This window comes from Curtobacterium sp. MCBD17_023 (assembly GCF_003224415.1).
Classification (GTDB): domain Bacteria; phylum Actinomycetota; class Actinomycetes; order Actinomycetales; family Microbacteriaceae; genus Curtobacterium.
Map to the genome: position 1 here is coordinate 1 of NZ_QKLJ01000025.1, position 12,279 is coordinate 12,279.

Annotated in this window: 14 protein-coding genes; 12 read left to right on the forward strand and 2 right to left on the reverse strand. The window is 73.9% G+C overall.

Features of this window, described 5'->3' with window-relative positions; genetic code table 11:
- From DEI84_RS15200 to DEI84_RS15225, 6 genes are all read left to right on the forward strand, one after another.
- The coding region (locus DEI84_RS15200) for a hypothetical protein (protein ID WP_146236391.1) at window positions 1-246 on the forward strand (246 nt) is incomplete at its 5' end.
- Complete coding sequence (gene pyrF, locus DEI84_RS15205) at window positions 243-1,103, forward strand: orotidine-5'-phosphate decarboxylase (RefSeq protein WP_110891507.1); 861 nt, start codon at window positions 243-245, stop codon at window positions 1,101-1,103. The genes DEI84_RS15200 and pyrF, both read left to right, overlap by 4 nt.
- Window positions 1,100-2,062, forward strand: a complete 963-nt coding sequence (gene gmk / locus DEI84_RS15210) for a guanylate kinase (protein ID WP_110891501.1) — start codon at window positions 1,100-1,102, stop codon at window positions 2,060-2,062. Before pyrF ends, gmk begins: the two co-directional genes overlap by 4 nt.
- 29 nt (window positions 2,063-2,091) lie before the next feature.
- Window positions 2,092-2,355 (forward strand): DNA-directed RNA polymerase subunit omega, encoded by a 264-nt coding sequence (rpoZ, locus tag DEI84_RS15215; RefSeq protein ID WP_110825061.1) that lies wholly within the window; start codon window positions 2,092-2,094, stop codon window positions 2,353-2,355.
- 5 nt (window positions 2,356-2,360) lie between these two features.
- Window positions 2,361-3,572: a methionine adenosyltransferase gene (gene metK / locus DEI84_RS15220; RefSeq protein WP_110891502.1), complete on the forward strand. Its 1,212-nt coding sequence runs from the start codon at window positions 2,361-2,363 to the stop codon at window positions 3,570-3,572.
- Between the two features lie 8 nt (window positions 3,573-3,580).
- Entirely contained in the window at window positions 3,581-5,737 is a 2,157-nt protein-coding gene (locus DEI84_RS15225) for a primosomal protein N' (RefSeq protein ID WP_110891503.1), read from the forward strand.
- A 142-nt stretch (window positions 5,738-5,879) separates the two neighbouring features.
- Here DEI84_RS15225 and DEI84_RS15230 read toward each other — a convergent pair whose 3' ends face one another.
- Window positions 5,880-6,356, reverse strand: a complete 477-nt coding sequence (locus tag DEI84_RS15230) for a DUF4383 domain-containing protein (protein WP_110825058.1) — start codon at window positions 6,354-6,356, stop codon at window positions 5,880-5,882.
- A 119-nt stretch (window positions 6,357-6,475) separates the two neighbouring features.
- The gene (locus tag DEI84_RS15235; RefSeq protein WP_110825057.1) at window positions 6,476-6,802 is read right to left on the reverse strand and encodes a hypothetical protein; all 327 of its coding nucleotides are present in this window, start codon (window positions 6,800-6,802) and stop codon (window positions 6,476-6,478) included.
- Between the two features lie 126 nt (window positions 6,803-6,928).
- Here DEI84_RS15235 and fmt point away from each other — a divergent pair, with 126 nt between their 5' ends.
- The 6 genes from fmt (at window position 6,929) to hisF (ending at window position 12,147) form a co-directional block, all read left to right on the forward strand.
- On the forward strand, window positions 6,929-7,867 hold the full coding sequence (fmt, locus tag DEI84_RS15240; protein WP_110891504.1) for a methionyl-tRNA formyltransferase: 939 nt from the start codon (window positions 6,929-6,931) through the stop codon (window positions 7,865-7,867).
- Entirely contained in the window at window positions 7,864-9,495 is a 1,632-nt protein-coding gene (locus DEI84_RS15245) for an RsmB/NOP family class I SAM-dependent RNA methyltransferase (protein ID WP_110891505.1), read from the forward strand. The genes fmt and DEI84_RS15245 overlap by 4 nt, the downstream gene beginning before the upstream one ends.
- A 23-nt stretch (window positions 9,496-9,518) precedes the next feature.
- Window positions 9,519-10,184: a ribulose-phosphate 3-epimerase gene (rpe, locus tag DEI84_RS15250; protein ID WP_110825054.1), complete on the forward strand. Its 666-nt coding sequence runs from the start codon at window positions 9,519-9,521 to the stop codon at window positions 10,182-10,184.
- 9 nt (window positions 10,185-10,193) lie between these two features.
- Window positions 10,194-10,457, forward strand: a complete 264-nt coding sequence (locus tag DEI84_RS15255) for a phosphoribosyl-ATP diphosphatase (protein ID WP_058742152.1) — start codon at window positions 10,194-10,196, stop codon at window positions 10,455-10,457.
- Window positions 10,458-10,519: 62 nt separating this feature from the next.
- Window positions 10,520-11,359 (forward strand): ATP phosphoribosyltransferase, encoded by an 840-nt coding sequence (gene hisG, locus DEI84_RS15260; protein ID WP_110891506.1) that lies wholly within the window; start codon window positions 10,520-10,522, stop codon window positions 11,357-11,359.
- Entirely contained in the window at window positions 11,356-12,147 is a 792-nt protein-coding gene (hisF, locus tag DEI84_RS15265) for an imidazole glycerol phosphate synthase subunit HisF (protein ID WP_258371801.1), read from the forward strand. Before hisG ends, hisF begins: the two co-directional genes overlap by 4 nt.
- Window positions 12,148-12,279: the final 132 nt, after the last annotated feature.

The window sequence follows — 12,279 nt, forward strand, 5'->3', positions numbered from 1 at the left end:
CAGGGGCAGGAGAGCGTCGTCGACCTGCTCGCCCGCAACGAGGTCGACATCGTCATCAACACGCCGAGCGGTGCCTCGGGTCGTGCGGACGGGTACGAGATCCGTGCGGCCACCGTGGCGGCCGACAAGCCGCTGTTCACGACGATCTCGCAACTCGGCGCGGCGGTCGCGGCGATCGAGACGATCGGGACGCCGCACAGCGTCCGCAGCCTGCAGGACTACGCGCTCGAGCGGGCCGGGTGGTGACGCCGTTCGGCGTCCGGCTCGCGGCCGCCATCGACGCGCGCTCGGCCCTGTGCGTCGGGATCGACCCCCACGCCGCCACGCTGGCGGCGTGGGGGCTCGGCCGCGACGAGGAGGGCCTCACGGCGTTCGGCGCCACCCTCGTCGACGCGGCCGCGGGCCGTGCGGCCGTCGTGAAGCCGCAGGTCGCGTTCTTCGAGGCCGCCGGGGCGGCCGGGTTCCGGGCGCTCGAGGCGACGATCCGTCGGGCACGGGACGCGGGCCTCCTGGTCGTGGCCGACGTGAAGCGCGGCGACATCGGGTCCACCGGGGACGACTACGCGCTCGCCTGGCTGGACCGCGACGGGCCGTTCGCGGCGGACGCGATGACCGTGTCGCCGTACCTGGGGTACGCCTCGCTCGCCGGGACGATCCGCGTCGCCCGTGCGCACGGAGCGGGTGTGTTCGTGCTCGCCGCGACGAGCAACCCGGAGGCACGCGTGCTCCAGACGGCGGTGGTGGCCGAGGGGCCGCGTGCCGGTCGGACCGTGGCGGCCGGTATCGTCGTGGACGTGGCAGACGAGAACCGGACGACGGCCGACCAGGCCCTGGGGGACGTCGGGCTCGTGCTCGGCGCGACGCTCGACCTCGACGACTTCGGCATCACCGCCGACGACATCGGCGCGGCGCCGGTGCTCGCGCCCGGGTTCGGCGCGCAGGGCGCACGCATCGAGGACCTCCGCGGGCTGTACGGCAGCCGTGCCGAGCAGGTCCTGGTGAACGAGTCGCGCGGCCTGCTCGTCGACGGTCCGGACGCCGTCGCCGGCCTGGTGGCGGACCGCGCGGAGCGGATCGCGCGCGCCCTGGCGGTGGCCGCGTGACCGAGCAGACCGGGGCAGCGCCCGACACGTCCACGGACGACCGCGCCGAGCTCCCCGCGCACCGGAACCCGCCGGAGGTCGACCGTGTCGCGGCCGCGAAGGCCGCCGTCGCCGCACGACGAGCACGTGCCGCCGTCAAGGCCGCGGTGGCGTCGGGGGAGCGGTCGCCGCTCGAGGTCGCCAAGGCCGCGTGGTCGGAGGACGAGTCGGACGTCGCGGCGACCGCCGCCGAGCGGTCGCTCCGGGTGCGGGACCTCCTCACGAGCCTGCCCGGTGTCGGTCCGGCCCGAGCCGAGGCCGTGATGGGCGCCCTCCGCATCGCGCCGTCCAAGCGCCTGGGCGGCCTCGGCAGCCGACAGCGCACCGAGCTCGCGGACTGGTTGGCGGCACGTGGGCGCAAGCGGGGGGCCTCGAAGCTCGTCGTGCTCGCGGGGCCGACCGCGGTCGGGAAGGGCACCGTCAGCGCCTACATCCGCGAGCAGTACCCCGAGGTGAACCTCAGCGTGTCCGCGACGACCCGCAAGCCCCGCCCGGGCGAGGTCGACGGGGTGCACTACTACTTCGTCGACGACGCCGAGTTCGACCGCATGATCCGCGACCGCGAACTGCTCGAGTACGCCACCGTGCACAACTCGTACCGGTACGGCACCCCGCGGCCGCCGATCGACCGTGCGCTCGACGCCGGCGAGAAGGTCATGCTCGAGATCGACCTGCAGGGTGCCCGGCAGGTGCGGGACGCCATGCCCGAGGCGGTGCTCGTGTTCCTGCTGCCGCCGACCTGGGACGAACTCGTCCGACGGCTCATCGGCCGCGGCACCGAGTCCGCCGAGGAGCAGGCCCGGCGGCTCGAGACCGCGAAGGTGGAGCTCGCCGCGCAGGACGAGTTCGACGTGCGGATCGTGAACTCGGATGTCAGCACGGCGGCACGCGAGGTCGTAGACTTGTTCTCTGCGCCCTGACGGGTGCACCGACGACGAGGAGCAACCCCATGGCCAACCCCCAGGGCATCATCGACCCGCCCATCGACGACCTGCTCAGCAAGGTCGAGTCGAAGTACGCGCTCGTGATCTTCGCCTCCAAGCGCGCCCGCCAGATCAACGACTACTACGCCGACCTGCACGAGGGCTCGCTCTTCGACAACGTCGGCCCGCTCGTCGACTCGACGATCGACGACAAGCCGCTCTCGGTCGCGCTCCACGAGATCAACGAGGACAAGCTGACCGTCACCAAGCAGCAGCAGCCCACCGTCTGATCCCGGTGACGAGCGCACTCCGTCTCTTCACGTCGGAATCGGTGACCGAAGGCCACCCCGACAAGATCTGCGACCAGATCTCGGACGCCATCCTGGACGCCCTCCTCACGGTCGACCCGCACGCCCGGGTCGCCGTCGAGACGATGGTGACGACCGGGCTCGTGCACGTCGCCGGCGAGGTCACCACCTCCGGCTACGTCGAGATCCCGCAGCTGGTCCGTGACGTCATCACGGGCATCGGCTACGACTCCTCCGACGTGAGCTTCGACGGCCGTACCTGTGGCGTCGAGATCTCGATCGGTGCGCAGTCGCCCGACATCGCGCAGGGCGTCGACGAGTCGCTCGACACCCGCTCGGGTGCCGGGGTGGACCCGCTCGACCGCCAGGGCGCGGGCGACCAGGGCATCATGTTCGGCTTCGCGACGAACGAGACGCCCGAGTACATGCCCGTCGCCATCTGGCTCGCACACCGCCTGGCGGAGAAGCTCGCAGCGGTCCGCAAGTCCGGTGAGCTGACGTACCTGCGCCCGGACGGCAAGACCCAGGTCACGGTCGGGTACGACGGCGTCACGCCGAAGACCGTCGAGACCGTGGTGCTGTCGACGCAGCACGCGCCGAGCGTCACGCTCGAGCAGCTGACGGCCGACATCACCGAGCACGTCATCCGTCCGGTCCTCGACCTGGTGGACCTCGACTCGTCCCGTGTGGACGTCATCGTGAACCCGACCGGTCGGTTCGAGATCGGCGGACCTCAGGGCGACGCCGGCCTGACCGGGCGCAAGGTGATCGTCGACACCTACGGTGGGGCCTCGCGGCACGGCGGTGGCGCGTTCAGCGGCAAGGACCCCTCGAAGGTGGACCGCTCGGCGGCGTACGCCCTGCGCTGGGTCGCCAAGAACGCCGTCGCGGCGGGACTCGCCGACCGGCTCGAGGTGCAGGTCGCCTACGCGATCGGTCGCGCCAAGCCGGTCGGTCTGTACGTCGAGTCCTTCGGCACCGGCCACGTCGACGACGCCACGATCGAAGCCGCGATCACCGAGGTGTTCGACCTCCGACCGGCCGCGATCATCCGCGACCTCGACCTGCTCACGCCGAAGTACGCGAAGACGGCGACCTACGGGCACTTCGGTCGCGACCTGCCCGGCTTCACCTGGGAGCAGCTCGACCGCGTCGAGGAGCTCCGCACCGCGGCAGGACTCGTCCCCGCCACCGCCTGAGGCCCTCCGTGGCCACCGTCGCGCGCGTCGTCCTCGACTCGCCGCTCCCGCAGCTCGACCGTCTGTTCGACTACCGGGTGCCGGCCGAGTTCGAGGACGACTGCGTGCCGGGGGTCCGCGTGAAGGTGCCGCTGCGCTCCGGTGCGCGCATGACCGACGCCTACGTGGTCGAGGTCGTGTCGGACGACGCCCTGTCCCCGGAACACGACTTCCCGGGGGAACTCAGCGTCATCGAGGAACTCGTGAGCCCGGTGCCGGTGCTCGCGCCCGAGGTCTGGCGACTCGCGCGGGCCGTGGCCGACCGTGCCGCCGGGGTCGCGAGTGACGTGCTGCGGCTCGCGGTGCCGACCCGGCAGGTCCGGCCCGAGAAGGCCTGGCTCGAGCGGGACCCGGAGCACGTCCCGCCGGCGGTCGAGGCGGTCCCGGTCACCGGGTACGCGGACGGCGCGCTCGAGGCCGTCATCGACGCCGGTGGCCGTGCGGCGGTCAGTGCCGTCCCGCACCCGGTGCTGCTCGCGGCACCGGCACCGGCACCGGCACCGACGCCCGCGACGGAGCCAGACGTCGACGCTGACGCTGACGCTGACGCTGACGCCGACGCTGACGCCGGCGCTGACGCCGACCCGACAGCGGACGGCCCTGCTCCCGCCGACGGCGGTCCGCAGCCGGTCGCCGCAGACGCGCCCGACGGCGTCTGGGTGCCGGGCTGGGCCGCCACCCTGGCCCAGGCCGCGGCGCACACCCTGGCGGGCGAGCGCTCCGCCGTGCTCGCCGTCCCCGACTTCCGGGACGTCGCCGACCTCGAGCGTGCGCTGCACGTCCTCCTGCCGCCGGAGCGGGTCGTCCGCTTCGACGCCAAGCAGACGAACGGGCAGCGGGCCCGTGCGCTCCTGACCGCCCGGACCCACCCCGTGGTGGCGATCGGCAGCCGGGCCGCCGTGTACGCCCCGGCCGCCGACCTCGGGCTCATCGCGCTGTGGGACGACGGCGACCCGTCCTTCGCCGAGCAGCGTGCACCGTACGTGCACACCCGGGACGTCGCCCTCGTGCGGACCGCGCAGTCGGGCGCGGCGCTGCTCATGCTCTCGCACGCCCGGAGCACCGACGTGCAGCGGCTCGTCGAGCTCGGCTGGTTGCAGGAGCTCGCTCCGCACCGGGTCCGGGTGCCGAAGGTCGTGCCGACGGCGCACCAGACGAACGCCGACGGGTTCGCCGCGCAGGCCCGGATCCCGAGCAGCGCGTGGCGGGCCGCCCGCGAGGCGAGTCGTGAGGGTCCGGTCCTCGTCCAGGTGTCGAACCCCGGGTTCGGGACGGGACTGGTCTGCTCCGAGTGCGGGGAGCGCGCGCACTGCCGGGTCTGCGGCGGCCCGCTCGGCAGTCCGCACGCGGGGTCCACCCCGCAGTGCCGGTTCTGCGGTGCCCTCGCCGCCGGCTACCGCTGCCCGACGTGCGGCAACGGCACGCTCAAGCCGGTCGGCCAGGGGGCACAGCGCACCGCCGACGAACTCGGCCGGGCCTTCCCGAACACCCGCATCGTCGTCGCCGACGGGTCCCGCCCGATCGACGAGGTCACGGCGCGTCCCGCCGTCGTCGTCGCGACCCGCGGAGCCGAGCCGGACGTCGCCGGCGGGTACGCGTGCGTCCTGCTCCTCGACGGCGAGCGGATGCTCGCGCGGGAGGGGCTCCGGGTGCAGGAGGACGTCCTGCGCGTGTGGGCGAACGCCGCGGCCAAGGGCGCGCCCGGTGCTCCGGTCTACCTGGTCGGGATCGGCGGGAAGCTCGCGAACGCGATGGCACTCTGGCGGCTCGACCTGCCTGCGCACGACGAGTTGACCGACCGCCGCGAGCTGTTCTTCCCGCCGGCCGTCCGGGTCGCGACCCTCACCGGCACCGACGAGGCCGTCACCGGCGCGGTCGAGGCACTCGGCGACGCTCCGGTGGGGCCCGTCCTCGGGCCCGTCCCGGTGGAGGACCCGACGCCGGGCACGGTCCGCGCGATCGTGCGCTTCCCGTACGGACACGGCGCCGAGGTCGCGGCGACGCTCAAGGCGGAGGTGATCCGGCGCTCCTCGACACGACGGGTCGTCGCCGGTGGCACGAAGCGGCGGGCGGCCCCGGCGCTCCGGGTCCGGATGGACGACGCCGAACCCTTCTCCGAGGTCTGACCCGCGCTGAACGGGCCCCGCGCTGTACGCGCCCCGCGCTCCACGCGCCCCGCGCTGCACGCGCCCCCGCGCTGTGCGGCCCGGACGGACGGGAGGCCCGTGGCGATCCCGCCACGGGCCTCCCGTCCGTCACCGACGCGGATCAGCGAGCAGTGCGCTCCGCACCGACCGGTGCGCGACGGCCGCGGGACAGCACGACGCCGAGCGCGACCATGCCGATCGCGAGGACGAGGTGCAGCCAGTTGTCGGCCGAGTTGAGCGGCACGAAGTTCGCCGCGCTGTCGCTGTTCGCGGTGAAGAGGCCGTAGATCCAGAGGACGAAGTACACGACGCCGCCGATCACCAGGTAGAACCGGGACCCGCTGGCACGACGTGCTGCGAGGACCCCGACGACGCCGAACAGCAGGTGGACGATGTTGTGCAGCACCGACACCTGGAAGATGCCGAGCAGCATGCCCATCGAGTCGTTGCCGGCGCCGCCCAGGTCACCGGTCGTGAGGCCGGGGACGAAGCCGGCGAGGCCGACGAGCAGGAAGACGATCCCGACGACGAGGGCGCCCTTCTGGACGGGCGTCTCGGCGAAGCTGGTGGGAGCGGGGGTGGACAGTCGGTCTGACATGGTCGTTCCTTTCAGCGGATTGCCTGTGACCGTACCCGTGCGACGACGGGGACGTCCGGAGGTGCCGCGGACCCTCGTCACGGGGACGGAGCGGCCGACGGGACCTCCGGCTGCCGGGCTCAGCGCGGCTGGGCGGGGTTGGTCGGGTCGCCGTGCGACGGCGGGTTGACCACCGGGCCGGAGGTCGCTGGCGTGACGGCGGGCGAGGCGGTGCCCTGCTGGACCTCGGGCAGGTGCTCGGGGACCGTCCCGGTCGGCTCGGCGCCGGCGTCGAGGGCTGCGATGCGGGAGGTCAGCACCTGCACGACCGGCAGTCGGTCGCCGTGGCCCCGTTCGTGGTCGAGCAGGGTCTGCAGTTGGTCGCGGTCGAGCGGGCGGACGTGTTCGGCGAGGTTGCCGAGCGGGAGGTGGTCGAAGTCGGGCAGGGGCAGTGCGTCGCTGGTCATGGTGGTCCTTCCGTCGAGGTGCCAGCGACCGTAGGCAGGACCGCCTCCGCACACACCCAGTCCCGGCGCGGACCGAGCGCGACCTCGGCCGCCCGTCCCGTCCGGGTCTCGTGGGAGACTGGTCCGATGCGTCTCGTCGTCGCCGGCAGCCCCGCTGCCGCGGTCCCCACCCTCCGCGCTCTGGCGGCGTCCGACCACGAGATCGCGGCGGTGCTCACCCGGCCGCCGACGCCGCAGGGACGGAAGCGCGTGCTCACCCCCACGCCGGTCGCGCAGGTCGCGTCGGAGCTCGGGCTCCCGGTGATCGAGGCCGCCCGCGTGGACGACGAGGTGACCGCCCGGATCGCGGACCTGGACGTCGACCTCGGCGTGATCGTCGCGTACGGGGCGCTGCTCCGCCGTCCGGCCCTCGACGCCCCGCGGCTCGGATGGGTGAACCTGCACTTCTCGGACCTCCCGGCGTACCGCGGCGCCGCCCCGGTGCAGCGCGCCGTGATGGCCGGTGAGACGACCACCGCGGCGACGGTGTTCCAGCTCGTCGAGGCCCTGGACGCCGGCCCGGTCTTCGCGACCGAGCCGTTCACGATCGATCCCGAGGCGACGTCGGGCGACGTCCTCAGCGCGATGGCCGAGCGTGGCGCCGAGCTCGTCGTCCGGGTCGTCGACGACCTCGCCGCCGGGACCGCGGTCGCCGCCGACCAGGTCGGCGAGCCGACGACGGCGCCGAAGCTGACGCTCGAGGACGGCCGCACCGACTTCGCAGCCCCCGCCGCCGTCGTGCACGCACGACTCCGCGGGGTCACCCCCGAGCCCGGCGCGTTCGCGCTGCTCGGCGAGACCCGGGTCAAGCTGCTCCGGGCGGGCCGGGTCGGGCCGGGCGGCGCGGGGGAGACCGCCCCGCGTCCCGCCCCCGGTGCGCTCCGACTGGTGGACGGTGTGCTGCTGGTCGGCACGGCGGACGAGCCGCTCGTGCTGCGCGAGGTGCAGCCGGCCGGCAAGAAGGCGATGGACGCCGCGGCCTGGGCCCGCGGGCTCGGTCCGCTCGACGGGAAGGTGCTCGCATGAGCGCGGGACAGGCACGGCCGCGGGGCCGACAGGGGAGCGGCGACGAGGGCCGGCGCAGCGGCGGACCCGGTGTCGGCGGTCGTCGGACCGGCGGTCGTCCCCAGGCAGCCCGCCAGGTCAGCGCCCGCCGGGTCGCGTTCGACGTGCTCCGTGCCGTGCAGGTCGACGACGCCTACGCGAACCTCCTGCTGCCGACCCGCATCCGCCGCGCCGGGTTGAGCGCCCGCGACGCCGGCTTCGCGACCGAGCTGACCTACGGCACCATCCGGATGATCGGCCGGTACGACGCCGTCGTCGCCCTGGCCTCCGGACGTCGCGCGGACCTCGTCGAGGCCGACGTGCTCGACGTGATGCGCCTCGGCGTCCACCAGCTGCTCGCCATGCGGACACCGACCCACGCGGCCGTGTCCGCCACGGTCGAACTCGCCCGAGAGGTCGGGGTCGCCCGGGCGACCGGCTTCGTCAACGCCGTGATGCGGAAGGTCGCCGCGAAGACCCCGGAGGAGTGGGACGCCCTGGTGACGGCGGGCCTCGGTGGCGAGGCACTGCTCGCGACGCGGTGGTCGCACCCGGTCTGGGTCGTGTCGGCGTTCCGTGACGCCCTCGCCGCCGAGCGCTCCCGCGACGAACTCGTCGCACTCCTGGCGGCCGACAACGAGGCGCCCCGGGTCCAGCTCGCGGCACTGCCCGGCGTCGCCACCGCGGAGGACGTCGAGCAGGCGACCGCGCGCGCCACGGGTGACGGCGACGCCTCCGGTGACGAGCCTCCCGTCGGTCCCGTCGACGACGACACGACCGGCGACCGCGCTGTCGGCGACGACGCCGCCGCCGCCGACACCGCCGGTGGCGACACCGCGCCCGCGACCGCACCGGTCGCGCCCGACGTGCCCGTCTCACCGGTCGGCATCCGCGGGGTCGCCGGCGACCCGGCACGCGTCCCCGGCGTCGCGGCCGGGCGCCTCCGCGTGCAGGACGAGGGTTCGCAGCTCGCCGCCCTCGCGCTCTCCCGGTCCTCCGAGGTCCGGCCCGGCGAGCGGTGGCTCGACCTCTGCGCCGGTCCCGGCGGCAAGGCGGCGCTCCTGGCGGCCGAGGCCGCGCAGGCCGGGGCGACCCTCGTCGCGAACGAGCTCGTCCCGGCCCGGGTGGGACTCGTCCGGGAGGCCCTCCGGGACTTCCGCGACACCGTCACGGTGGTCGAGGGCGACGGCCGTCGGTTCGGACAGGACGGCTCCGGCGTGCGGTTCGACCGCATCCTGCTCGACGCGCCGTGCACCGGGCTCGGTGCGCTGCGCCGTCGTCCGGAGGCCCGCTGGCGGAAGCAGCCCGAGGACGTCGCGGAGCTGGCCGTCCTGCAGGAGGAACTGCTCGAGGCCGCGGTCCGGGTCCTCGCACCGGGCGGCACGCTCGCCTACGTGACGTGCTCGCCGCACCTGGCGGAGACCCGCGGACAGGTCGACGCCCTGATGCGCCGCCACGGGCACGAGCTCGAGCAGCTCGACACGGCGTCCGTGGTCCGGTCGGTGGCCGCTCGTGACCCCCGGGTCGCGGACGGCCGGACGGTGCAGCTCTGGCCGCACCGCATCGGCACCGACGCGATGTTCATCGCACTCGTGCGCCGAACGGCCTGAACCGCGGCCGGTAGGCTCGACGGGTGACGATCCGCATCTCGCCGAGCATCCTGTCCGCCGACTTCGCGAACCTCGAGCGCGAGCTCCAGCGCATCGACACCGCCGACATGGTGCACGTCGACGTCATGGACAACCACTTCGTGCCGAACCTGACGCTCGGGCTGCCGATCGTGCAGCGCCTGCAGCAGGTCTCGCCGGTCCCGCTCGACGTCCACCTCATGATCACCGACGCCGACACCGAGGCACCGAAGTACGCCGAGACCGGCGCGGCCAGCGTCACGTTCCACTTCGAGGCGGCGACCGACCCCGTGGCCACCGCCGCGGCGATCCGGTCGAACGGGGCCCGTGCCGCCGTCGCCCTGAAGCCCGGCACGCCGGTGACCCAGGTGCTGCACCACCTCGACGCCTACGACATGGTCCTGCTCATGACCGTCGAGCCGGGGTTCGGCGGGCAGTCGTTCATGCCCGAGGTGATGCCGAAGCTCGCCGACGCCCGCGCGGCGGTCGACGCGTCGGGGCTCGACGTCTGGCTCGAGGTCGACGGCGGCATCGCGGTCGACACCGTGCCCCAGGCCGTGCGGAGCGGCGCCGACACCCTGGTCGCCGGCTCCGCGGTGTACGGCGGGGAGCCGGCAGCGCGCATCGCCGATCTCCGGGCGGCGGCGCAGCGTGCCCTCGCGGACCGGTAGCCTGGGAGCGTGAAGACGTTCGACGACCTGTTCGCGGAGCTGACCGAGAAGGCGCGGACGCGCCCGGAGGGCTCCGGCACCGTCGCCGAACTGGATGCCGGCGTGCACCAGATCGGCAAGAAGATCGTGGAAGAGGCCGCCGAGGTCTGGATGGCGGCGGAGTACGAGGGCGACGAGCGCACCTCGGAGGAGATCTCGCAGCTCGTGTACCACCTGCAGGTGCTCATGGTCGCGAAGGGCCTCACCCCGGCGGACGTCTGGCGACATCTGTAGGGAGCGCTGGTCCAGCGCACCGCAGACCCGTCACCGACCCTCCTCCAGGAAGCAGACCCCTGATGCTCCGCATCGCCGTGCCCAACAAGGGCTCCCTGTCCGAGACCGCCTCCGAGATGCTCCGGGAGGCCGGGTACGCCGGTCGCCGTGACCCGAAGGCGCTGCACCTGCTCGACGAGCGCAACGGGGTGGAGTTCTTCTTCCTGCGGCCGCGCGACATCGCGACCTACGTCGGCTCGGGCGCGCTCGACGTCGGCGTCACCGGCCGTGACCTGCTGCTCGACTCCGGCTCGGCCGCGCACGAGGTCGACGCGCTCGGGTTCGCCGACTCCACCTTCCGGTTCGCCGGGGCCCCCGGTCGCTACGCGGCGCTGCAGGACCTCCAGGGCGTCCGGGTCGCGACGAGCTACCCCGGACTCGTCGGCGAGTTCCTCGCGCGGCACGGCGTCACCGCGACGCTCGTGAAGCTCGACGGCGCCGTGGAGAGCGCGGTCCGCCTCGGTGTCGCCGACGCGGTCGCGGACGTCGTGTCCACCGGCAGCACGCTCCGCGCCGCGGGCCTCGAGATCTTCGGTCCGGTCATCCTCGAGTCCACCGCGGTCCTCATCACCACGGACGAGACCATCGCCGGGATCGACGTCCTCCGCCGCCGCCTGCAGGGCGTGCTGGTCGCCCGCGGGTACGTCATGCTCGACTACGACATCCCGTCCGAGCTGCTCGAACGAGCGACGGCGATCGCCTCGGGCATCGAGTCACCGACCGTCTCACCGCTGCACGACCGCGACTGGTCCGCGGTCCGGGTGATGATCCCGCGCGAGGACGCGAACCTCATCATGGACGCGCTCTACGACCTCGGCGCGCGGGCCATCCTCGTCAGCCCGATCCACGCCGCACGCCTGTGACCGACGCGCCCGTCGCGACCGCCCTCGGCGGCGTGTCCGTCCGTGTCATCCCGTGCTTGGACGTGTCCGGCGGCCGGGTCGTCAAGGGCGTCAACTTCCTCGACCTGCAGGACGCCGGCGACCCGGTCGAGCTGGCCGCCCGCTACTACGAGCAGGGCGCGGACGAACTGACCTTCCTGGACGTCGGGGCGACGGTCGAGAACCGCGCGACGATGTGGGACACCGTCACCCGCACCGCCGAGCAGGTGTTCATCCCGCTCACCGTTGGGGGCGGTGTCCGGAGCGTCGACGACGTCTCGCGGCTGCAGCAGTGCGGTGCGGACAAGATCGGCGTGAACAGCGCCGCGATCGCCCGGCCCGAGCTCGTCACCGAGATCGCCGACCGGTTCGGCTCGCAGGCGGTCGTGCTCTCCCTCGACGTCAAGCGCTCCGCCCGCACCACCTCGGGCTTCGTCGTCACGACCCACGGCGGCCGCACCGAGACCGACATCGACGCGATCGCCTGGGCGCGCGACGCGGTCGAGCGCGGCGCGGGCGAGCTCCTCGTCAACTCGATCGACGCGGACGGCACGAAGAACGGGTTCGACCTCGAGCTCGTCACCGCGGTCCGCGCGGTGTCCTCGGTGCCGGTCATCGCCTCGGGAGGCGCGGGACGCGTCGAGCACTTCGCACCGGCCATCGACGCGGGAGCCGACGCGGTCCTCGCGGCGAGCGTCTTCCACCGTGGCGAGATGACCGTCGGCGACGTCAAGGACGCGCTGCGCGCCACCGGGCACGTCGTCCGCTGAGCCAGCCGGACCGCGCGGGACGGGCCTCCCGGCCGGGTCGGACCGCCGCGCCGGTCGCCGACCGCGCCGGGCCGTAGGCTGGTGGTCTCATGACCGACAGCACCAGCACCAGCACCGGAGCGGTCCTCGACC